The organism is Mesorhizobium sp. 01N446 (genome assembly GCF_056399285.1).
This window is the reverse complement of sequence record NZ_JBFTRA010000002.1, coordinates 542,936-565,579: the sequence shown is the minus strand read 5'-3', so window position 1 is coordinate 565,579 and position 22,644 is coordinate 542,936. Positions and strand designations below refer to the sequence as shown.

The 22,644-nt window shown below is 64.7% G+C and carries 17 protein-coding genes; all 17 read left to right on the top strand.

Annotated elements, in window-relative coordinates:
• The first annotated feature begins 9 nt into the window (after positions 1 to 9).
• The 17 genes from AC1DPX_RS11050 (at position 10) to AC1DPX_RS10970 (ending at position 22,586) form a co-directional block, all read left to right on the top strand.
• A complete protein-coding gene (locus AC1DPX_RS11050; protein WP_477236529.1) occupies positions 10 to 1,464 on the top strand; it encodes a UDP-N-acetylmuramoyl-L-alanyl-D-glutamate--2,6-diaminopimelate ligase in 1,455 nt (484 codons plus the stop codon).
• Positions 1,461 to 2,894: a UDP-N-acetylmuramoylalanyl-D-glutamyl-2,6-diaminopimelate--D-alanyl-D-alanine ligase gene (locus AC1DPX_RS11045; RefSeq protein ID WP_477236527.1), complete on the top strand. Its 1,434-nt coding sequence runs from the start codon at positions 1,461 to 1,463 to the stop codon at positions 2,892 to 2,894. Before AC1DPX_RS11050 ends, AC1DPX_RS11045 begins: the two co-directional genes overlap by 4 nt.
• 23 nt (positions 2,895 to 2,917) lie before the next feature.
• Positions 2,918 to 4,000: a phospho-N-acetylmuramoyl-pentapeptide-transferase gene (gene mraY / locus AC1DPX_RS11040; protein ID WP_096447448.1), complete on the top strand. Its 1,083-nt coding sequence runs from the start codon at positions 2,918 to 2,920 to the stop codon at positions 3,998 to 4,000.
• A gap of 9 nt (positions 4,001 to 4,009) precedes the next feature.
• Positions 4,010 to 5,410: a UDP-N-acetylmuramoyl-L-alanine--D-glutamate ligase gene (gene murD, locus AC1DPX_RS11035; RefSeq protein WP_477236525.1), complete on the top strand. Its 1,401-nt coding sequence runs from the start codon at positions 4,010 to 4,012 to the stop codon at positions 5,408 to 5,410.
• Positions 5,410 to 6,561 carry a putative lipid II flippase FtsW gene (gene ftsW, locus AC1DPX_RS11030; RefSeq protein ID WP_202359054.1) on the top strand — a complete coding sequence of 384 codons (1,152 nt, stop codon included), beginning with the start codon at positions 5,410 to 5,412 and terminating at the stop codon, positions 6,559 to 6,561. Before murD ends, ftsW begins: the two co-directional genes overlap by 1 nt.
• A gap of 1 nt (position 6,562) precedes the next feature.
• The gene (gene murG / locus AC1DPX_RS11025; protein ID WP_477236523.1) at positions 6,563 to 7,690 is read left to right on the top strand and encodes an undecaprenyldiphospho-muramoylpentapeptide beta-N-acetylglucosaminyltransferase; all 1,128 of its coding nucleotides are present in this window, start codon (positions 6,563 to 6,565) and stop codon (positions 7,688 to 7,690) included.
• Positions 7,687 to 9,087 (top strand): UDP-N-acetylmuramate--L-alanine ligase, encoded by a 1,401-nt coding sequence (gene murC, locus AC1DPX_RS11020; RefSeq protein ID WP_477236521.1) that lies wholly within the window; start codon positions 7,687 to 7,689, stop codon positions 9,085 to 9,087. The genes murG and murC overlap by 4 nt, the downstream gene beginning before the upstream one ends.
• Positions 9,084 to 10,049 (top strand): UDP-N-acetylmuramate dehydrogenase, encoded by a 966-nt coding sequence (murB, locus tag AC1DPX_RS11015; RefSeq protein WP_477236520.1) that lies wholly within the window; start codon positions 9,084 to 9,086, stop codon positions 10,047 to 10,049. Before murC ends, murB begins: the two co-directional genes overlap by 4 nt.
• A gap of 445 nt (positions 10,050 to 10,494) precedes the next feature.
• Complete coding sequence (locus tag AC1DPX_RS11010) at positions 10,495 to 11,421, top strand: D-alanine--D-alanine ligase (protein ID WP_477236518.1); 927 nt, start codon at positions 10,495 to 10,497, stop codon at positions 11,419 to 11,421.
• Positions 11,409 to 12,350: a cell division protein FtsQ/DivIB gene (locus tag AC1DPX_RS11005; protein ID WP_477236516.1), complete on the top strand. Its 942-nt coding sequence runs from the start codon at positions 11,409 to 11,411 to the stop codon at positions 12,348 to 12,350. The genes AC1DPX_RS11010 and AC1DPX_RS11005 overlap by 13 nt, the downstream gene beginning before the upstream one ends.
• Positions 12,347 to 13,654 carry a cell division protein FtsA gene (gene ftsA / locus AC1DPX_RS11000; RefSeq protein ID WP_010910249.1) on the top strand — a complete coding sequence of 436 codons (1,308 nt, stop codon included), beginning with the start codon at positions 12,347 to 12,349 and terminating at the stop codon, positions 13,652 to 13,654. The genes AC1DPX_RS11005 and ftsA overlap by 4 nt, the downstream gene beginning before the upstream one ends.
• A gap of 66 nt (positions 13,655 to 13,720) precedes the next feature.
• On the top strand, positions 13,721 to 15,406 hold the full coding sequence (gene ftsZ, locus AC1DPX_RS10995; protein ID WP_477236514.1) for a cell division protein FtsZ: 1,686 nt from the start codon (positions 13,721 to 13,723) through the stop codon (positions 15,404 to 15,406).
• Between the two features lie 279 nt (positions 15,407 to 15,685).
• Positions 15,686 to 16,636, top strand: coding sequence for a UDP-3-O-acyl-N-acetylglucosamine deacetylase (gene lpxC, locus AC1DPX_RS10990; protein ID WP_477236512.1), 951 nt, complete (start codon positions 15,686 to 15,688; stop codon positions 16,634 to 16,636).
• A gap of 264 nt (positions 16,637 to 16,900) precedes the next feature.
• Positions 16,901 to 17,770, top strand: a complete 870-nt coding sequence (locus tag AC1DPX_RS10985; RefSeq protein ID WP_202359062.1) for an outer membrane protein assembly factor BamD — start codon at positions 16,901 to 16,903, stop codon at positions 17,768 to 17,770.
• Positions 17,771 to 17,892: 122 nt separating this feature from the next.
• A complete protein-coding gene (gene recN / locus AC1DPX_RS10980) occupies positions 17,893 to 19,566 on the top strand; it encodes a DNA repair protein RecN (protein ID WP_477236510.1) in 1,674 nt (557 codons plus the stop codon).
• A gap of 129 nt (positions 19,567 to 19,695) precedes the next feature.
• Entirely contained in the window at positions 19,696 to 21,900 is a 2,205-nt protein-coding gene (ligA, locus tag AC1DPX_RS10975; protein ID WP_477236508.1) for an NAD-dependent DNA ligase LigA, read from the top strand.
• Positions 21,897 to 22,586: a DUF2461 domain-containing protein gene (locus AC1DPX_RS10970; protein WP_477236506.1), complete on the top strand. Its 690-nt coding sequence runs from the start codon at positions 21,897 to 21,899 to the stop codon at positions 22,584 to 22,586. Before ligA ends, AC1DPX_RS10970 begins: the two co-directional genes overlap by 4 nt.
• Positions 22,587 to 22,644: the final 58 nt, after the last annotated feature.

The window sequence follows — 22,644 nt, the reverse complement described above, 5'->3', positions numbered from 1 at the left end:
CGGAACTCGATGAAGCTCAGAGATCTAGCCGGTGTCCTGCCAGTCGAAGGAACAGCTTCCGCCGATCTGGAGGTAACCGGGATTTCGTCCGATTCCCGCCAGGTAAAACCGGGCGTCGTCTTTTTTGCGCTCGCCGGAACCAAGGCGGACGGTGCGGCCTATGCTGCCGACGCGGCCAAGCGCGGCGCGCTGGCGGTTGTGGCAGGAAAGGGCGGTTCCATCGCCGGACTGCCGGTTCCGGTGCTGGCGGTCGATGATCCGCGCCTGGCGCTGGCGCTGAGTGCCGCCCGCTATTTCGGCAAGCAGCCGCAGACCATGGTCGCGGTGACCGGTACCAGCGGCAAGACCTCGGTCGCCGCCTTCACCAGGCAGATCTGGGAGCAGGCGGGCTATGCCGCGGCTTCTATCGGCACCACCGGCGTGGTGGCGCCCGGCCGCAACGAATATGGCTCGCTGACCACGCCCGATCCGGTCGCCCTGCACCAATTGCTGCGGGAATTGGCCGATGCCGGCGTGACGCATGCCTCAATGGAAGCGTCCAGTCATGGGCTCGACCAGCGCCGCCTGGATGGCGTGAAGCTCGCCGCCGGCGGCTTCACCAATCTCGGCCGCGACCATATGGATTATCACCCGACGGTCGAGGAATATCATCGAGCCAAACTGCGCCTGTTCGACACACTGCTGCCGAAGGGCGCGCCGGCCGTTATCTTCGCCGACGATCCGTGGTCGGCGCCGACCATCCAGGCGGCACAGGCTGCCGGGCTCAAGGTGCTGACGGTTGGCCGCCATGGCGATTTCCTCACGCTGAAGCGGGTCGAGCACGAACGCCATCGCCAGCGCGCCGAGGTCGAGGCCGAGGGCGTGCTCTACGAAATCGACCTGCCGCTGGCCGGCGATTTCCAGATTTCGAACGCGCTGGTTTCGGCGGGACTTGCCATTTCCACCGGAACACCTGTCGCCAAGGCCTTGATGTCCTTGGAGAAACTCAAGGGTGCCCCGGGCCGGCTCGACCTCGTCGGCACCACCGCCAGCGGCGCGCCGGTCTATGTCGACTACGCCCACAAGCCCGACGCGCTGGAAAACGTGCTGGCTTCGGTGCGGCCGTTCACCACCGGCCGCGTGATGGTCGTCTTCGGCTGCGGCGGCGACCGCGACCGGGGCAAAAGACCGATCATGGGCGAGATCGCGACCCGGCTTGCCGATGTCGTCATCGTCACCGACGACAATCCGCGCTCCGAAGTGCCCGAGACGATCCGCGCCGCCATTCTGGCCGCCGCCCCAGGCGCCATCGAGATCGGCGACCGGCGCAAGGCGATCCACGAGGCCGTCGGCATGCTGCATGCCGGCGACACGCTGATCGTCGCCGGCAAGGGCCACGAAGAAGGCCAGACGATCGGCTCCGAAACCCTGCATTTCTCCGACCACGAGGAAGTCCGCGCGGCGCTTCGGGAGCGTGCCGCATGAGTTTGCTGTGGACCTCCGAGGCGCTGGTTGCCGCCATGGACGGGCGGCCGCTCGGGCCTATGCCGGAAGGCATATCGGGCATTTCGATCGACAGCCGCAGCCTGCAGCCGGGTGACGCCTTCTTCGCCATCAAGGGCGAGGCGATGGATGGCCATGACTTCGCCACCGCCGCCATCAAGGCCGGCGCCGGCGTGCTGGTGGTGGCAGAAGGCAAGCTGCCTTCGCTCGGCCGGCTGACGGCGCCGATCATCGTCGTCGAGGATGTGCTGGTCGCACTGGAAAAGCTGGGCGTCGCGGCGCGTGCCCGCTCCCAGGCCAAGATCATCGCGGTCACCGGTTCGGCGGGCAAGACCACGACCAAGGAAGCGCTGCGCCATGTGCTGTCGGCCGTCGGCAAGGTGCATGCCTCGGCGCAGTCCTTCAACAACCACTGGGGCGTGCCGCTGACTCTCGCGCGCATGCCCGAGGATTGCGACTATGCCATCTTCGAGATCGGCATGAACCATCCCGACGAGATCCGGCCGTTGGTGAAGATGGTGCGGCCGCATGTCGCCATCGTCACCATCATCGCGGCGGCGCATCTCGGTTTCTTCCGCAATCTCGACGAGATCGCCAAGGCCAAGGCCGAGATTTTCGAAGGGCTGGAGCCCGAAGGTGCCGCCGTCCTCAACCGCGACGATGCGCGTTTCAAGCTTCTCGACAAGATGGCGCATGCCGCCGGCGTCGAGCATGTCTACGGCTTCGGCGAGAATGCGCGCTCGACCTTCAAACTGACCAAATGCGAATTGCACGCCGACCATTCCGACATCGCCGCCAGGATCGGCGGCCATGACATGATCGCCCGCATCGGCGCACCTGGCCGGCACATGGTGCAGAATGTGCTGGCGGTTCTGGGCGCAGCACAGCTGGTTGGCGCCGATCTCGACAAGGTGGCAATCGCGCTGAACGATCTCTCGGCCGAGCGCGGCCGCGGCAAACGCCATGTGTTGCGGCATCCCGGCGGCCCGATCACGCTGATCGACGAGAGCTACAACGCCAATCCGGCCTCGATGGCGGCGGCGATGGCGCTGCTCAACGCGACGCCGGTGACGGGCGAGGGGCGCCGCATCGCCGTGCTCGGCGACATGCTGGAACTCGGCGACCATTCGGCGAAGCTGCACGTCGCCCTTGCCGATCTCATCGTCGGCACCGGCACGCAGACGGTCTTTCTCGGCGGCCCCGAAATGCGGGCGCTGGCGGAAGCGCTGCCTGAAGACATCAAAACGGAATACCGCGCCGGCGTCGAGGAATTGAAGCCGGTGCTGCTTGCCGCGCTGAAGCCGGGCGACGTGGTGATGATCAAATCGTCGAAGGGCATCGGTTTTGCAAAACTGGTCGATGCGCTGCTGGGCAAATATCCGGCTGAAACGACAACCAGCAAACTGACCTAGGTCAAGTCGGGGGACGAAAGCGCATGTTTACACTGCTGGTCGATTTCGCGGACAAGATCTCGGTCTTCAATGTCTTCCGCTACATCACGTTCCGTACCGGCGGAGCGCTGATCACTTCGGCGCTGATCGTCTTCATCTTCGGGCCGACCATCATCAATTCGCTGCGGCTCAGGCAAGGCAAGGGCCAGCCGATCCGCGCCGACGGGCCGCAGACGCATTTCAAGAAGGCCGGCACGCCAACCATGGGCGGGCTGATGATCCTGTCCGGCATCATCGGCTCGTCGCTCCTGTGGGCGAATCTGTCGAGCATCTATGTCTGGGTGGTGCTTCTGGTGACGCTGGGCTTCGGCTCGATCGGCTTCTACGACGACTATCTGAAGGTGACCAAGCAGTCGCATCTGGGCTTCTCCGGCAAGGCGCGGCTGGGGCTCGAATTCATCATCGCGGGCATCGCCGCCTGGGTGATCATGCACAACGGCCAGGCGCCGTTCTCGTCATCGCTGACCTTCCCCTTCGCCAAGGAATTCATCGTCAACCTCGGCTGGTTCTTCATCCCGTTCTCCTGCTTCGTCATCGTCGGCGCCGGCAATGCGGTGAACCTCACCGACGGCCTCGACGGTCTGGCGATCGTGCCGATCATGATCGCGGCGGCGTCCTTCGGCGTCATCGCCTATCTCTCGGGCAACGCGGTGTTCGCCGAGTATCTGCAGATCCATTTCGTTCCCGGCACCGGCGAACTGGCGGTCGTGCTCGGCGCCGTCATCGGCGCCGGCCTCGGCTTCCTCTGGTTCAACGCACCGCCGGCGGCGATCTTCATGGGCGACACCGGTTCGCTGGCCATGGGCGGCCTGATCGGCACCGTCGCGGTCGCGACCAAGCACGAGATCGTGCTGGTGATCGTCGGCGGATTGTTTGTCGTGGAAATCCTGTCGGTCATCATCCAGGTCGGCTACTTCAAGATGACCGGCAAGCGCGTGTTCCTGATGGCGCCGATCCACCATCATTTCGAAAAGCTCGGCTGGACCGAGAGCCAGGTCGTGATCCGCTTCTGGATCATCGCTGTCATCCTGGCGCTGGTCGGCCTCTCCACCCTGAAGCTGAGATAGGAAGCCTCCTTGATCCCCGCCGCATCCTTCGCAGGCAAGCATGTTTCGCTCTTCGGGCTCGGTGGCTCGGGGATCGCGACCGCGCGGGCATTGATCGAGGGCGGGGCGCAGGTGCTGGCCTGGGATGACAATCCCGACAGCGTCGCCAAGGCGGCCGCCACCGGCATCGCCACCGCCGATCTGCGGGGTGCGGACTGGGCTGTTTTCTCCGCCTTCGTGCTGTCGCCCGGCGTGCCGCTGACGCATCCCAAGCCGCATTGGACGGTGGAACTGGCGAAGGGCGCCGGCGTCGAGGTGATCGGCGACATCGAACTTTTCTGCCGTGAGCGGATTCTGCAAGCCCCGACGGCGCCTTTCATCGCCATCACCGGCACCAACGGCAAGTCGACGACGACGGCGCTGACAGCGCATATCCTTAAATCGGCGGGCCGCGACACCCAGATGGGCGGCAATATCGGCCGCGCGGTGATGACGCTCGATCCGCCGAACCCCGATCGCCACTATGTCGTCGAGTGCTCATCCTACCAGATCGACCTCGCGCCCTCGATCAACCCGACGGCCGGCATCCTGCTCAATCTGACGCCGGACCATCTCGACCGCCACGGCACCATGCAGCACTACGCCTCGATCAAGGAGCGGCTGGTGGCCGGCAGCGAGACGGCGATCATCGGAATAGACGATTCCTGGTGCGCGCAGATCGCCGAGCGGCTGGAGCGGGCAGGCCAGCAGGTCATCCGCATTTCCAAGCGGCTACCGCTGACCGACGGCTATTTCGCCGACGGCACCAATCTGATGGAAGCCGTGCACGGCCGCTACAGCAAGGTCGCCTTCCTCGAGGGCATCGGCTCGCTGCGCGGCCAGCACAATGCGCAGAACGCGCTTGCCGCGGTCGCCGCTTGCCTCAAGGTCGGGCTCGACCTCGGCGAAATCCAGTCGGGGCTCGAAAGTTTTCCGGGCCTCGCCCACCGCATGGAGCAGGTCGGCCGCAAGGATCATGTGCTGTTCGTCAACGATTCCAAGGCGACCAATGCCGACGCGGCAGCACCGGCGCTGTCGAGCTTTCCGCGCATCTACTGGATCGCCGGCGGCCTGCCCAAGGAAGGCGGCATCGAGCCACTGCGCGGCTTCTTCCCGCGCATCGCCAAGGCCTATCTGATCGGCGAGGCGGCACCCGCCTTTTCGGCGACGCTGGGCGAGACGGTGCCCTACGAGATCTCGGGCACGCTGGCGGCGGCGGTGGAGCATGCCGCGCATGATGCGGCCAAGGACGACAGCGGCGAGGTGGTGGTGCTGTTGTCGCCGGCTTGCGCCAGTTTCGACCAGTTCAAGAATTTCGAAGTTCGCGGCGAAGCCTTCAGGCAAGCTGCGAGCGCTATAGATGGCGTCAAACCCATCGGAGGGGCACGATAATGCAGAGCCGTCTCGACAAAAGTCCTGTCGCAACCTGGTGGTGGACGATCGATCGCTGGTTCCTGGCGGCATTCCTGTCGCTGATGGGGCTGGGCATCGTCTTGTCCTTTGCCGCCAGCCCGGCGGTGGCCGAACGCATCGGCCTCGACAGTTTCCACTTCGCCACAAGGCAGATCATCTTCACCGTGCCGGCGCTCGGCGTGATGCTGGCCGTCTCCTTCCTCGATTCCAGGCAAATACGGCGCATGTCGCTGATCATGCTGTGCCTGATGCTGGTGCTGATGGTGGCGGTGCTCTATGTCGGCGTCGAGGTGAAGGGCGCGCGGCGCTGGGTTTCGCTCGCCGGCCTGTCGATCCAGCCGTCCGAGTTCCTGAAGCCGGCCTTCGTCATCATGTGCGCCTGGCTGTTCGCCGAGCACAAGCGCCAGCCCGACATTCCGGGCAATCTGTTCGCCATGCTGCTTTTGGTGCTGGTGGTGTCGCTGCTGGTGGCGCAGCCGGACCTCGGCCAGACCATGCTGACGACCGGCACCTGGGGCATCATGTTCTTCATGGCGGGGCTGCCCTGGCTGTGGATCATCGTGCTGGGCGCGGCCGGCGTCGGCGGCGTCTTCGCCGCCTATACGGTGTTTCCGCACGTGGCACTGCGCATCGACAAGTTCCTTACCGGCGAGGGCGACACGTTCCAGGTCGACATGGGACGCGACGCGCTGATCAATGGCGGCTGGTTCGGCGTCGGTCCGGGCGAGGGCACGGTCAAGCGGGTCATCCCCGACAGCCATGCCGACTTCGTCTTCTCGGTCGCGGGCGAGGAATTCGGGCTGATCATGTGCTTCTTCATCATGTCAATCTTCGCCTTCATCGTGCTGCGCGGCCTCAACACGGCGCTGAAGGAACATGACGACTTCACCCGCTATGCGGTCGGCGGTCTCGTCACCGTGTTCGGCCTGCAGGCCGTCATCAACATGTGCGTCAACCTGCAACTGGTGCCGGCAAAGGGCATGACGCTGCCCTTCATCTCCTATGGCGGCTCCTCGCAGATCGCCATCGCCATCTCGATGGGCATGGTGCTGGCGCTGACGCGCAAGCGGCCGGAGAAGCGCAAGCAGATGGGTTTTGCGCTGCCGCAGCGCGCCTTGCCGGCGGAGTGACATGGCGAGGGGTGTCATCCTTCTCGCGGCGGGCGGAACCGGCGGACATCTGTTTCCGGCCGAGGCGCTGGCGCACGAGCTGAACGAGCGCGGCTGGACGGTGCATCTGGCGACCGACGACCGCGCCGAGCGGTTCGCCGGTCATTTCCCGGCTGCCGCCGTCCATCCGATCCAGTCGGCGACGATGGGCTCGAAGAATCCGATCGCCGTGCTTGGCGCGTTCTGGAAAATCTGGCGCGGCGTGCGCCAGGCCTCCGCTATTATCGGCCGCATCAAGCCGGATGCGGTGGTCGGTTTTGGCGGGTACCCGACCCTGCCGCCGCTCTATGCGGCGACGCGGCGCAAGGTGCCGACTCTGATCCATGAGCAGAACGCGGTGATGGGGCGCGCCAACCGGGCGCTGGCCGGCCGCGTCGATGCCATTGCCGGCGGCTTCCTGCCGCAGGATACGAGTGCCACCGGTGAAAAGACGGTGACGACGGGCAATCCGGTCAGGCCGGCTGTGCTGGAGGCAGCCAAGACGCCTTACGTCGCGTCGACCGCCGAGGAGCCGTTCCGCCTGCTGGTGTTCGGCGGCAGCCAGGGCGCCCAGTTCTTTTCCGATGCCATGCCGGGCGCCATCGCGCTGCTTTCCGACGCGCAGCGCAAGCGCCTGGTGATCACCCAGCAGGCCCGCGCCGACGACGTGGCGCGGGTGAAGGCGGCCTACGCCGCCCTTGGCGTCGCCGTCGAGGTCTCGCCCTTCTTCACCGACATGGCGGCGCGCATGGCGGCGGCGCATCTGGTGATCTCGCGCTCCGGCGCCTCGACCGTCTCGGAGATCGCCGTCATCGGCCGGCCGGCGCTGCTGGTGCCCTATCCCTATGCGCTCGACCATGACCAGGCGGCGAACGCGGCGGCCCTTGCCGCTGCCGGCGGCGGCGAGGTTCACCCGCAATCGACACTGTCGCCCGAGCGCATCGCAACCCTGATTGGCGGGCTGATGGACAAGCCTGAGCGGCTGGCGGCGATGGCCGCGGGCGCGAAATCGGCCGGCAGGCCGGACGCGGCACGGTTGCTCGCCGATCTCACAGAGGCTATTGCGTCCCAAAAAACCGTTTCGGATTTCAGGAAGGGCACGCAAGCATGAAGATGCCGCAGACCATCGGCCTTGTGCATTTCATCGGTATTGGCGGCATCGGCATGAGCGGCATCGCCGAGGTGCTGCACAATCTCGGCTACAAGGTGCAAGGGTCCGACCAGGCCGACAGCGCCAATGTGCAGCGGTTGCGCGACAAGGGCATCGAATGCTTCGTCGGCCACAAGGCCGAGAATCTCGGCGGTGCCGAGGTGGTGGTCGTTTCGACCGCGATCAAGAAATCCAATCCGGAGCTGAAGGCCGCGCGGGAAAAATTGCTCCCGATCGTGCGGCGCGCCGAGATGCTGGCCGAACTGATGCGCTTCCGCCAGGCCGTCGCCATCGGCGGCACGCATGGCAAGACGACGACGACCTCGATGGTGGCGACGCTGCTGGAAGCCGGCGGGCTCGATCCGACCGTCATCAATGGCGGCATCATCAACGCCTATGGCACCAATGCGCGCATGGGCGACGGCGAATGGATGGTGGTCGAGGCGGACGAGAGCGACGGCACCTTCCTCAAGCTGCCGGCCGAAATCGCCGTCGTCACCAACATCGATCCCGAACATCTCGACCATTATGGCAGCTTCGACAAGGTGCGCGAGGCGTTCCGCCAGTTCGTCGAGAACGTGCCATTCTACGGCTTCGGCGTGATGTGCACGGACCATCCGGAAGTGCAGGCGCTGGTCAGCCGCATCGAGGATCGCCGCGTCATCACCTATGGCGAGAACGCGCAGGCCGATGTGCGCTTCACCAACCATCGCATGGCGGGTGCTACGTCCGAGTTCGACGTGATTATCCGCGACCGCAAGACCGGCAGCCAGAGCACGATTTCAGGCCTGCGCCTGCCGATGCCCGGCCGTCACAATGTCTCCAACGCCACCGCGGCAATCGCCGTCGCACATGAGCTTGGCCTGTCCGCCGAGGCGATCAAGAAGGGCCTGTCGTCCTTCGCCGGCGTCAAGCGCCGCTTCACCCTCACCGGATCCTGGAACGGCGTCGACGTGTTCGACGATTACGGCCACCATCCGGTCGAGATTTCGGCGGTGCTGAAGGCCGCGCGCAGCGCCACTAAGGGCCGCGTCATCGCCATCGCCCAACCGCACCGCTTCACCCGGCTGCATGATCTGTTCAACGAGTTCTCCGCCTGCTTCAACGACGCAGACACGGTGATGGTCGCCCCGGTCTACGCCGCCGGCGAAGACCCGATCGACGGCGTCACCTCGGATGAGCTGGTGTCACGCATCCGCGCCGGCGGGCATCGCGACGCGCGCTATATAGAGGGACCGACGGCGATCGCGCCTATCATTCGCGATCTCGCCAAGCCCGGCGACTTCGTCGTCTTCCTCGGCGCCGGCAACATCACCCAATGGGCCTATGCTCTGCCAAAGGAGCTTGCCGCCTCATGATGCACGGCCAGGCCCTGATCGACAAACTCGGCGACCGGCTTGCCGGCCTGCGCGGCCGGCTCACGCCGAATGCCGAGATGGACAAGATCACCTGGTTCCGCGCCGGCGGCCTGGCCGAGGTGCTGTTCCAGCCGGCCGACGAGGAAGACCTTGCCACGTTCCTGCGCGCGGTTCCCGAGGAGATACCGCTGACCATTGTCGGCGTCGGCTCGAACCTTCTTGTTCGTGACGGCGGCATTCCGGGCTTTGTCATCCGGCTTTCGGCCAAGGGCTTTGGCGAGGCCGAGATCGTTTCACCGATCAGGATCAAGGCGGGCGCCGCCACGCCCGACAAGCGCGTGGCGGCCCTTGCGCTCGAGGCCGGCATTGGCGGCTTCCATTTTTATCACGGCATTCCGGGCGCCATCGGCGGGGCACTGAGGATGAATGCCGGCGCCAATGGCGTCGAGACGCGCGAGCGTGTCGTCGAGGTGCGCGCGCTCGACCGCAACGGCAATGTCCAGACGCTGAGCAATGCCGAAATGGGCTATGCCTATCGCCATTCGTCCGCCCCTGCCGGGCTGATCTTCACGTCGGCGGTGTTTGAGGGCTTTGCCGAGGACCAGGCCACGATCAAGGCGGCGATGGATGCCGTGCAGAACCACCGCGAGACTGTACAGCCGATCCGCGAGAAGACCGGCGGCTCGACCTTCAAGAATCCGGAAGGCACGTCGGCCTGGAAGGAGATCGACAAGGCGGGCTGCCGCGGCCTGATGATCGGCGGCGCGCAGATGTCGCCGATGCATTGCAATTTCATGATCAACACCGGAACGGCGACCGGCTATGATCTCGAATATCTCGGCGAGACGGTGCGCGCCCGCGTGCTCGAACATTCGGGCATCCGGCTGCACTGGGAGATCAAGCGCATCGGCAATTTCCGGCCCGGCCATGCCGTCCAGGAGTTTTTGGGGCAGCTCCTCTAGTTACGCTGATATTCAGGTGATGCCGGCCTGCAAACGACGGCCTTCTCAGCTTTCGGTGCTCACGGACCCGAATGCCCGCTCCGCTCCGGTTCTCGAAGGCCATCGTTTTCGGCTCGGCCTGACCTGAATCTCAACGTACCTTCGGCGTTCACGAAGTTCATGTGATGCATGAACTTCAACGCGCTCGCAAAACGCGCAAAACCGTTGCTGTAAAGACTCAGCGACGCGGTTTTCGCAGCCATTTTCTCACAAAGTGAATCTCTCGGATTCATAAGCACTTGCCAGTGAATCAACTCTCTGATTCTCTGCTTAAAAGCGTTTCCTGATTTGAGTCGTTCGACGCGTTACCCGCGTTTTCCGTCTGGGGGGCAACCTGCCGGGAGACTCGGACTCAATGTTGCGGAAATCTTGGTTTTTGGTCCGCCGTGAGAGGGGATGACGGGGAATGAAAAGCAAGCATGTGGCCGTCCTGCTGGGAGGTTTTTCGTCCGAGCGGCCCGTGTCCCTGTCCTCCGGAAAGGCCTGTGCCGATGCGCTGGAGAGTGAGGGTTATCAGGTCACCCGCGTCGATGTCGGGCGCGATGTCGGCTCCGTGCTTGCCGAGCTCAAGCCCGACGTTGCCTTCAATGCGCTGCATGGCCCCTTTGGCGAGGACGGCACCATCCAGGGCATCCTCGAATATCTCGGCATTCCCTACACCCATTCCGGCGTGCTCGCCTCGGCGCTCGCCATGAACAAGGAACAGGCGAAGAAGATCGTCAAATCGGTCGGCGTTCCCGTCGCCGAATCGAAGGTTGCCAATCGCTTCGCCATCCAGAACAAGCACCCGATGAAGCCGCCCTATGTGATCAAGCCGGTCAATGAGGGGTCGAGCTTCGGCGTCGTCATCGTGTCGGAGGGGCAGTCGCATCCGCCGCAGGTCGTCGGGTCGTCCGAGTGGAAATATGGCGATACCGTCATGGTCGAGCGCTACATCCATGGGCGCGAGCTGACCTGCGCCGTCATGGGCGATGTGGCGCTCGGCGTCTGCGAGATCATTCCGACCGGCCATTCCTTCTACGATTACGATTCAAAATATGTCGCGGGCGGATCAAAACACGAATGCCCCGCAAAAGTTTCACCGAATATTTACCAAAAAATACAGACACTGGCGCTCAAGGCTCACCAAGCTGTCGGCTGTCGGGGCGTTTCCCGGTCGGACTTCCGTTATGACGATCGTCACTCCGAAAATGGCGAAGTTGTATGGCTCGAGGTCAACACTCAGCCGGGCATGACGCCGACGTCTCTGGTGCCTGAAATCGCTGCCCAAGCCGGGCATTCGTTTGGTGAGTTGTTGAGTTGGATGGTGGAGGACGCTTCGTGTCTGCGTTGAACTGGGGACAAGGCAAGGGGAGGGGCGCGGCCGGGCCGTCGCTGTTCGGCTTGTCGCTGTCGTCAGGCCATTTCGTGCTGCCACGCCTGCTTCGTCGCCCGGTGCGCATCCTGGCGCGCCTGGGCGATGGTGAATTCGAAGTGCCGCGGTTCTCCGCCGCGATGATGTCGGCGGTGCTGCTCGCTTCGAGCGGCGCCTATGGCGCCTATCTCGGCGGCCATGCCGACGGCATCATCCAGAGCATCACCGCCCGCACCGGCTTTGCCGTCGATCAGGTCAAGGTGGTCGGCAACCGGCAGACCTCCGAGATCGACATTCTCGACAGGCTCGAACTCGACGGCTGGACCTCGCTGATCGGCTTTGACGCCGAGGCCGCGCGTGAGCGTATCTCCGGCCTGCCCTGGATCGAAATGGCGGCGGTGCGCAAGGTCTATCCGCATACGCTGGAAGTGCGTGTCGAGGAGCGTGAGGCTTTCGCGCTCTGGCAGCAGGGCAATGATCTCTCGGTCATCCAGAGGGATGGCGCTGTCATCGCGCCGTTCTCCGGCGGCAAGCAGGTGCTGCTGCCGCTGCTGATCGGCGAAGGCGCGCCGGCCAAGGCGCCTGACTTCCTGGCCAAGGTGGAAAAATACCCCGACCTGGCGACCCGCGTGAAAGGCTATATCCGCGTTGGCGATCGCCGCTGGGACCTGAAGCTGGACAACGGCATCACCGTCAAGCTGCCCGAAGACGAGGAAGACCAGGCGCTCGCCGAACTGGTCAAGATGGACAAGGACAAGGGCTTGCTGTCGCGCGACATCGCTGCTGTCGACATGCGCCTGACAGACCGGCTGGTCGTGGAGCTGACGCCCGAAGCGGCGACGCAGCGCGAGGCCGCGCTCAACGAGAAGCCGAAGACCCTCAAGCGCAAGTCGGAGACGAAGATATGAGCTGGCTTGGCGGTTCAGGCGATGCCTCGTCGCGCCGGTCCGGCACTCTGACGGTGCTGGATGTCGGCTCGAACAAGGTCTGCTGCATGGTGGCCAAGCTCAAGCCGAACGATGACGGCAAGCTGTTGCGCGGCCGCTCGCACCGGATCCAGGTGATCGGCATCGGCCATCAGAAGTCGCAAGGCGTGAAGTCGGGCGTGGTCGTCGATCTCGACCGGGCCGAGCATGCCATCCGCCTTTCCGTCGACGCCGCCGAGCGCATGGCGGGGCTGACGGTCGATTCGCTCATCGTCAACATGACCGCCGGCCGGCTGAAGAGCGAAGCCTTCTCGGCGACCATCAATCTTGGCGGCCACGAGGCCGACGAAGCCGACATCAAGCGCGTGCTGGGCGCCGGCGCCAAGCAAGCGCTCAAGGCAGAGCGCGAGGTGATCCATTCGCTGCCCGTCGGCTTCTCGCTCGATGCCGAGCGCGGCGTGCGCGATCCGCGCGGCATGGTCGGTGACGCGCTTGGCGTCGACATGCATGTGCTGACGGGTGACGCGGCGCCCATGCGTAATCTGGAGCTCTCCATCAACCGCTCGCATCTGTCGGTCGAGCGCATGGTGGCGACGCCCTATGCCAGCGGGCTGGCGGCACTCGTCGACGACGAACTGGAACTGGGTGCCGCCTGCATCGACATGGGCGGCGGCACGACGACCATCTCGGTGTTTTCGGAAGGCAAGTTCGTCCATGGCGACGCCATCGCCATTGGCGGCAACCACGTCACGCTGGACATGGCCAAGGGGCTTTCGACTTCGCTCGACGCCGCCGAACGGCTGAAGGTCATGCATGGTTCGGCGCTGCCGGGCAGCGCGGACGACCGCGACCTGGTCTCGATCCAGCCGATCGGCGACGATGGCGACGTGCCGCTGCAGATCCCGCGTTCGGTGATGACTCGCATCGTGCGCGCCCGCATCGACGAAACGCTCGAATTGCTGCGCGACCGGCTGAACAAGTCCGGCTACGGCAATGCCGTCGGCAAGCGCGTCGTGCTCACCGGCGGCGCCAGCCAGCTGGCCGGCCTGCCGGAGGCGGCGCGCCGCATCCTGGGGCGCAATGTACGCATCGGCCGCCCGCTCGGCGTGGCGGGCCTGCCCGAAGCAGCGAAGGGGCCGGCCTTCTCGGCCGCCGTCGGGCTTCTGATCTATCCGCAGATGGCGAGTTTCGAGAGCCATCCTGCAAAAGGTATTTCCGGTCTCAGGATGACCGGGACGGGTGGAAAACTGCATCGCATGAGTCAGTGGTTGAGAGACAGTTTCTAATTGACGGGGACAGCCCCATAGGCGGCCGCGGCGGCGAAGCGGCGTGAAAGGCAAAGGACGGAGACAATGACCATCAATCTGCAGAAGCCGGACATCACCGAGCTTAAGCCGCGCATCACCGTGTTCGGTGTCGGCGGCGGCGGCGGCAATGCCGTGAACAACATGATCACCGCGGGCTTGCGCGGTGTCGAGTTCGTCGTGGCCAACACCGACGCGCAGGCGCTGACCATGTCGAAGGCCGACCGGCTGATCCAGCTCGGCGCGCATGTCACCGAAGGCCTCGGCGCCGGCTCGCAGCCGGAAGTCGGCCGTGCGGCGGCGGAAGAGTGCATCGACGAGATCATCGACCACCTGTCCAACACCCATATGTGCTTCGTCACCGCCGGCATGGGCGGCGGCACCGGCACCGGTGCTGCTCCGGTCGTTGCCCGCGCCGCGCGCGAGAAGGGCATCCTCACCGTCGGCGTCGTCACCAAGCCGTTCCATTTCGAAGGCGCGCGGCGCATGAAGACGGCGGACCTCGGCATCGAGGAACTGCAGAAATGCGTCGACACCCTCATCGTCATCCCCAACCAGAACCTGTTCCGGCTGGCCAATGACAAGACCACTTTCGCCGACGCCTTCGCCATGGCCGACCAGGTGCTCTATTCCGGTGTCGCCTGCATCACCGACCTGATGGTCAAGGAAGGCCTGATCAACCTCGACTTCGCCGACGTGCGTTCGGTGATGCGCGAGATGGGCAAGGCGATGATGGGCACCGGCGAAGCTTCGGGCGAGGGTCGCGCGATGGCCGCCGCCGAGGCCGCGATCGCCAACCCGCTGCTCGACGAAACCTCGATGAAGGGCGCCAAGGGCCTGCTGATCTCGATCACCGGCGGCCGCGACCTGACGCTGTTCGAAGTCGACGAAGCGGCGACCCGCATCCGCGAGGAAGTCGACCAGGACGCCAACATCATCCTGGGCGCCACCTTCGACGAGGAACTCGAAGGCGTCATCCGCGTCTCGGTGGTCGCCACCGGCATCGACAAGTCGGCGGCTGAAATCGCCGCGGCACCGATCTCGATCCGTACGGCGCCGCAGAAGCCGGCCGTCCGTCCGGCCGTGGCCGCCGTGGAAAGCCGCCCGGCGCCGGTCCAGCAGCCTGTCTACGAGCCGCGCGCCGCGGATCCGGTCGCCGAAGCCATCCAACTCGCTGAGGCAAACGCCGCCGCCATGGCGCAGGCCCGGCCGGCTCCTGTCGCCCATGCGGATGACTTCCGTCCGCAGAGCAAGATCTTCCAGGCGCCGCCGCAGCAGCCCCAGCCAATGCCGCAGCCGGTCGTCCAGCAGATGCAGCCGGCTCCGCAGCCGCGCGAAATGCTGCGCGAGGTCCAGCAGCCGGTAGCGATGGCGCCGCAGCGCATGCCGCGCGTCGAGGACTTTCCGCCGGTCGTGAAGGCCGAGGTCGACGCCAAGAGCCGCCCGGTGGACCACGAGAACAGCAGCGGGCCGATGGGCCTGTTGAAGCGCCTGACCAACGGCCTGACCCGCCGCGAAGAGGAGCCCGCAAGGCTGCAGCCGGCACAGCCGCGCGAGCCCAAGCTGCGCCAGGCTGCCCCTGAAGTGCGCCGTCTCGCCAGCCAAGACGCCCAGCTCTACGCGCCGCGCCGCGGCCAGCTGGACGACCAGGGCCGCCTGACGCCGCAGACCAGGGCGACTCAGGACGACGATCAGCTGGAGATTCCGGCGTTCCTGCGCCGCCAGGCCAACTAAGCGGTTAACGGACCGTAACAATTGTTAACAGGCAAGCAAGGAATTGCTTGCCTGTTAACGTTTTAAGTGCTGCAGAATCAAATAGTTACGATATGGAGTTCGCTCCGGTCCGCGGTTACAAAGGGTAAGAATCCGTGATTTGGAGTCTCTCTGGCGGGACATTATCTTCGCTGCCTACCATAGTCGGTCTGCCGGGATTTCGGGGAAGTGGCCCTGCCTGCCGATTTAACAAGAGCCGCGCCCTCGGGCTGGAGAAGCGGACCTAGGCATATCGGGCTTATGGGGATTGTCTTGCACGACTATCAGACGACAGTGAAGACGCGCGCGTCGCTTACGGGCACCGGCGTTCACAGCGGCAAAGAAGTTTCCGTCAGTTTCCTGCCCGCGGATGCCGACACCGGCATCGTGTTCCAGCTCATCAGTGGCGAAGGGCAGGGCCGCGAGTTCCGCGCCCTGTTTTCCGAGATCGGCGCCACCGATCTGTGCACCATGCTGGGCGATCCCTCGGGCGAGCACATCGCCACCGTCGAGCACATCATGGCCGCGTTGTTGGGTCTCGGCATCGACAATGTTCTCATCGAGATCGACGGCCACGAGGTTCCCATCCTCGACGGCAGTGCCATTGCCTTTGTGGAGGCCATCGACCAGGCGGGCATCGAGATGCTGCCGGTCAAGCGGCGCTATATCAGGGTCGTCAAGCCGGTTCGCATCGAGAACGGTGCTTCCTGGGCGGAGTTCAGGCCCTATGACGGCACCCGCTTCGAGGTCGAGATCGATTTCGAAAGCCCGGCTATCGGCCGTCAGCTGTTTGCGTCGGACCTCAATGCCGACATTTTCCGCCGCGATATCGCGCGCGCCCGCACCTTCGGCTTCATGAAGGATGTCGAGCGGCTGTGGGCGGCCGGCTATGCGCTGGGATCGTCGCTGGAAAATTCGCTGGTGATCGGTGACGACAACCGCGTCATCAACATGGGCGGCCTGCGCTACCCCAACGAATTCGTGCGCCACAAGACGCTCGACGCCATGGGCGATCTGGCTCTGGCCGGCGCTCGCTTCATCGGCTGTTTCCGCTCCTATCGCGGCGGCCACAGGCTGAACGCGGCGGCGCTGCGGCGCCTGCTGTCGGACCGCACGGCCTTCGAGATCGTCGAGACGACACGCCGCGAGCGCGGCCGCGCGGCGGAGATGAGCGCCGTCAATGCGCCGCTCTACGCGCCCTGGATGATCTGAACTCCGCAACGTTTTCGCACCTTGTGGCGGGATGCCAGGTGTTGCAGGAATGCATCATCGGTCGGCGAAATTACAGGGATGCTCCGGCGCCGTCGCGTCGCCACAAAAATGCGCCATTGGCCGGAGATAGCGTTGCCGGGCAAGGCGGTTATGGTTTATGGCTGCTGCCGTCGATTAGTGCATGTCGCTCAAAAGTGGGGACCAGTTTTGGGACAACAGCATGCAAGAGGCACTAAAATAACGCCGAAAGGGCGCAATCCAATCATGTTCTTCAAGCGAGTCAGTCAATCGAAGGCGCCCCAGCGGTCTGTTCTCCTGGCGCTTTCGCTGGTTGTTCCATCGCTCTTTCTGTCGGCCTGCATGTCGTCGGAGAAAGACATCGACCTGTCGAAATATGTCGACCAGACCGAGCCGGCCGACGTTCTCTACAACCAGGGTCTCGCCAATTTGAATGCCGGCCGCCTGGACGAGGCGAGCAAGAAGTTCGACGCCGTCGACCGGCAGCATCCCTATTCGGAATGGGCCCGCAAATCGATGGTGATGGGCGCTTTCGCCGACTATCGAAAGGGCAGCTACGACGAGGCGATCTCGTCGGCCAAGCGCTATCTGGCGCTTTATCCGTCCACCGATGACGCGCCCTATGCGCAGTACATTATCGGCCTGAGCTACTATCGCCAGATCAAGGACGTGACGCAGGATCAGAAGGAAGCGCGCCAGACGCTGCAGACGATGCAGGATCTGGTCACGCGCTGGCCGACGTCGGAATATGTCGACGACGCCAAGGAGAAGATCCGCTTCGCCAACGACCAGCTCGCCGGCAAGGAAATGCAGATCGGCCGTTATTATCTGGAGCGCCGTGAATACATCGCCGCCGTCAAGCGCTTCCGCACCGTGGTGGAGAGCTATTCCAACACGCGTCATGTCGAGGAAGCGTTGGCTCGCCTCACCGAAAGCTACTACGCGATGGGGCTGACCTCGGAAGCCCAGACGGCCGCCGCGGTGCTCGGCACCAACTATCCCGACAGCCCGTGGTACAAGGATTCCTACAAGCTCCTGCAGAGCAACGGGCTTTCGCCGCGCGAGAATGCAGGATCCTGGATATCCAAGGCTGGCAAGCTGATCACCGGCGCCTGATCTTAGAGCCATCGGACCGAAGCGCGCGCACCGCTTTTTCGGATTGATCCGATGCTCAAACAAAAAGATAGTGCGGCACTGCGATTCCAACTGGTCGCCTGCCGCTCTAGGTCCGGGTTCTGATGCTTTCCAGACTGTCGATCCGCGATATCGTCCTGATCGAGAAGCTGGATATCGACTTCCAGCCGGGCCTTTCCGTGCTGACGGGTGAAACCGGCGCCGGCAAATCCATTCTGCTCGATGCCCTGTCGCTGGCGCTCGGCGCGCGCGGCGACGCCTCTCTGGTGCGCCATGGCGCGGCACAGGGCCAGGTCATTGCCGTGTTCGACGTGCCGCGCAACCATCCGGTGCGGGCGCTGCTTGTCGAAAACGCCATCGAGGACGATGGCGACATCATCCTGCGCCGCGTGCAGACGGCGGACGGCCGCACCCGCGTCTTCGTCAACGACCAGCCCTCCAGCGTGACCCTGATGCGCGATGTCGGGCGCGCGCTGGTCGAGATCCACGGCCAGCACGACGAGCGCGCCCTGGTCGATCCCGGCGCCCATCGCGACGTGCTCGATGCTTTCGGCGGCCATCTCGGCGCGGTTCGCTCGACCGGGGAGGCCTGGCGGCACTGGCGCGCCGGTGAGCAGGAGCTTACCCGCCACCGCGCCAAGGTGGCGGCCGCCGCGCGCGAGGCCGACTATCTGCGCGCCGCGGTTGCGGAACTCACCAAGCTCGATCCGCAGCCCGGCGAGGAAACGGAACTTGCCGAACTGCGCGCGCATATGATGCGTGCCGAGAAGATTGCGTCCGAAATCCATGACGCCCAGGATGTGCTGTCCGGCCCATCCTCGCCCTTGCCGCAGCTCGCCAGTCTGCTGAGACGGTTGCAGCGCAAGGCGACGGAGGCGCCCGGCCTGCTCGAGGACGTGGTCAAGTCGCTGGACGAAGCCATGCTGTCGCTCGATGCGGCGCAATCCGGTGTCGAGGCGGCCCTTCGCGCAACGGAGTATGACCCACAGCGGCTGGAGAAGGCGGAAGAACGGCTGTTTTCGCTGCGCGCGGCGTCACGCAAGCACAGCGTGGCCGTCGATGATCTGGCCCAGCTGCGCGACACGATGGTTGCCGATCTCGCCGATCTCGACGCCGGCGAGGAACGCCTGCACGGGCTGGAAAAGCAGGCCGCGGCGGCACGCGAGGCCTATGACATCGCCGCAGCCCAGCTTTCCTCGCTTCGCCACGCGGCTGCGGTCGGCCTGACCAAGGCCGTCATGGCCGAATTGCCGGCGCTGAAACTCGAACGCGCCGCCTTCATCGTCGAGATGAAGAGCGAGGCCGAGAGCCGCATGGAAGAGGGCATCGACCAGATCGAGTTCTGGGTGCGCACCAATCCCGGCACGCGGCCCGGGCCGATGATGAAGGTGGCGTCCGGCGGCGAGCTGTCGCGCTTCCTTTTGGCGCTGAAAGTGGCGCTGGCTGACCGCGGCTCGGCGCCGACGCTGGTCTTCGACGAAATCGACACAGGCGTGGGTGGCGCCGTGGCGGATGCCATCGGCCAAAGGCTGGCGCGGCTGTCGAAGCGCGTGCAGGTGCTGTCGGTCACCCATGCGCCGCAAGTGGCGGCGCGGGCGGCGACGCATTTCCTGATCTCCAAATCGGGTAGCACCGACCGTGTGGCGACCGGCATTGCCGAGATGGACAGGAGCGCGCGGCAGGAAGAGATCGCCCGCATGCTGGCCGGCGCCACGATCACCGACGAGGCGCGCGCCGCCGCCGAGCGGCTGCTGCGCGAAAACACAAACGCGGCATGAGACTATCCGGCGTCATGGCCGATTTAGGATACGGGAGCGAGTCAGGATATGGCTCCATCCTGCTGATCAGGAATGATTTTCCCAAAATCCTGATCTATTGTGACGCGCCACCGTTCGGGGGAGAAAAGCATGGCTGAAAAACCTGTCGATTCGCTCAGCGAAAGCGAGGCTGAAGCCGAGTTGAAGCGTCTGGCGGAGCAGATCGCCGAGCACGATCGGCGCTACCATGCTGAGGATGCGCCGATAATCTCGGACGCCGCCTATGATGCGCTGACGCGGCGCAACCTTGCCATTGAGGAGCGTTTTCCCGATCTGGTGCGCGAGGATTCGCCATCGCGCAGGGTCGGTTCGCCGCCGGCTGAGGGCTTCGCCAAGGTGCGCCATGCCGTTCCGATGCTCAGCCTCGCCAAGGCCTATACGGACGAGGACGTCACCGATTTCATCGAGCGCGGGCGGCGCTTCTTCGACCGCGACAAGGACCTCGACATCGCCTTCACCGCCGAACCAAAGATCGACGGCCTGTCGGCGTCGCTGCGCTACGAGAACGGCGTGTTCGTGCAGGGCGCGACGCGGGGCGACGGCGCCGTCGGCGAGGACATCACCGCCAATCTCAGGACCATCGCCGATATTCCCGCGAGGTTGAAAGGCTCGGGCTGGCCGGAAACGATCGAGATACGCGGCGAGGTCTACATGACCTATGCGGAGTTCGAGGCGCTGAAGGCACGCTCGGCGGCGGCCGGCGGCCAGGATTACGTCAATCCGCGCAACACGGCGGCGGGATCGTTGCGCCAGAAGGATGCCTCCGTCACCGCCAGCCGCAACCTCAAATTCTTCGCCTATGCCTGGGGCTTCACGACCGCGGATCCGGCGCCGACGCAGTACGAATCGGTGCAAAAATTCGCCGATTGGGGGTTCAAGATCAGCCCTTTGATGGTGCGGGCGAAGTCGGTCGAGGAACTGGTCGCGCATTACCATCTGATCGAGGAGCGGCGCTCCTCGCTCGGCTATGACATCGATGGTGTGGTTTACAAGGTCGACCAGCTGGAGCTGCAGCGCCGCTGGGGGTTCGTCACCGGCGAGCCGCGCTGGGCGGTTGCCCATAAGTTCCCGGCCGAGCAGGCAATGACGACCGTGCAGAAGATCGACATCCAGGTCGGCCGCACCGGCACGCTGGCGCCGGTAGCGCGGCTTGCGCCCGTCACCGTCGGCGGCGTCGTTGTCGAGAACGTCACGCTGCACAATGAGGATTACATCAAGGGCTTCGACAGCAACGGCCTGCCGATCCGTGACGGCATCGACGTGCGCATCGGCGACACGGTTGTGATCCAGCGGGCAGGCGACGTCATTCCGCAGATCGTCAGCGTCGTCATCGACAAGCGCCCGGCCCATGCCGTGCCTTACGAATTCCCGCACACCTGCCCGGTCTGCGGCTCGCCGGCGACGCGCGAGATCAACGAGAAGACCGGCAAGGAGGATTCCCGCCGGCGCTGCACCGGTGAGCTGATCTGCCCAGCCCAGGCCGTGGAGGGGCTTCGCCATTTCGTGTCGCGCGGCGCCATGGATATAGAGGGGCTGGGCGCCGAAAACATCGACACCTTCTTCAATGCCGGGCTGATCAAGACGGCCGCCGACATTTTTACGCTCAGGGACCGCCGCCCAGCCGTCACCAAGGCGCTGGCCGAGCGGCGCGAGGAACAGGCCAGGCAGCGCGAGGCGGCGTCCGGCAAGACGCGCAAGAATGTACGCAGCGTCGAGGACCGCAATTATGAAGGCCTCGACAAGCTGTTCGCCGCCATCGACTCGCGCCGCGAGCCGGAACTCGACCGCTTCATCTTCGCGCTCGGCATCCGCCATATCGGCGAAACGACGGCCGCGGTGCTCGCCAAGACCTTTTCTACCATCGAGGAGCTGATCCGCGTCGGCAAGGAAACGGCGGCGGCGGAAGATCCGCACACCGTCTTCCCATCGGTCAACGGCATCGGCGACACGGTGATCGACGCGCTGCGCGACTTCTTCGGCAATGAGCGCAATGACGACGTGCTCGACAAGCTGCTCGAACAGGTCAAGCCCAAGCCCTATATCGTCACCGTCTCGGCCGACAGCGAGGTTGCCGGCAAGACCATCGTCTTCACCGGCACGCTGGAGAAGATGACGCGCTCGGAAGCCAAGGCGATGGCAGAACGCCTCGGCGCCAAGGTGGCCGGCTCGGTTTCGGCCAAGACCGATTTGCTGGTGGCCGGACCCGGCGCCGGCTCCAAGCTCAAGCTTGCCAGCGAACTCGGCGTCGAGGTCATCGACGAGGACACCTGGCTGCAACGGGTCGGCAAGGCGTGACGGCGTTCAAAGGCTTCGGCCCAAAGGCCATCCCATTCCTGAAGGCGCTGGATTTCCACCAGAGCCGGGAGTGGTTTCTGGAAAACCGCGACCTGTTCGAGCAGGAACTGCGCGATCCCCTGGGCGATCTCGTCGACACGCTGACGCAGCGTTTTGCCGAGGCCGGGCTCGGCTTGCGCGGCGACCGCAAGAAGTCGCTGTTCCGCATCAATCGCGACGTCCGCTTCGCCAAGGACAAACGGCCCTACAACCGGCATGTCTCGGCTATCCTGTCGCCTGACGGCAGCAAGGCCGTGCAGGGCGTGTTCTACATCCATATCGGGCTGGAGGGATGCTTTGCCGGGGTCGCATGGTGGCAGCCGGAAGCCTCGTTGCTGCTGGCGATGCGGCGCGCCATCGAGACGTGGCCCGACAGGTTTCGCGCCATGGTGAAGGCGTTGCAGAAGAACGGCCTCGAGCTCAGCGCCGAGGACGCCATGAAACGCACGCCACGGGGCTTCGAGCACGTCACCGACAAAGATCTTGTCGCTGCGATCCGCAGCCGGCATTTTGCCGTCCGCCACGTGATCGATCCGGCTGGCATCCACGGGCCGGAACTGGTCGAGGAACTCGTCGACTTCACCATGCGCGCCAAGCCACTGCTCGATTGGGGCAGGGCGATCGAGGGCAGAATCGCGAAGGACTAAGGTCCGTCTCGGACCCGGCGACGATCATTTCCGCTGATCGTTTGGCTCAATTGAATTC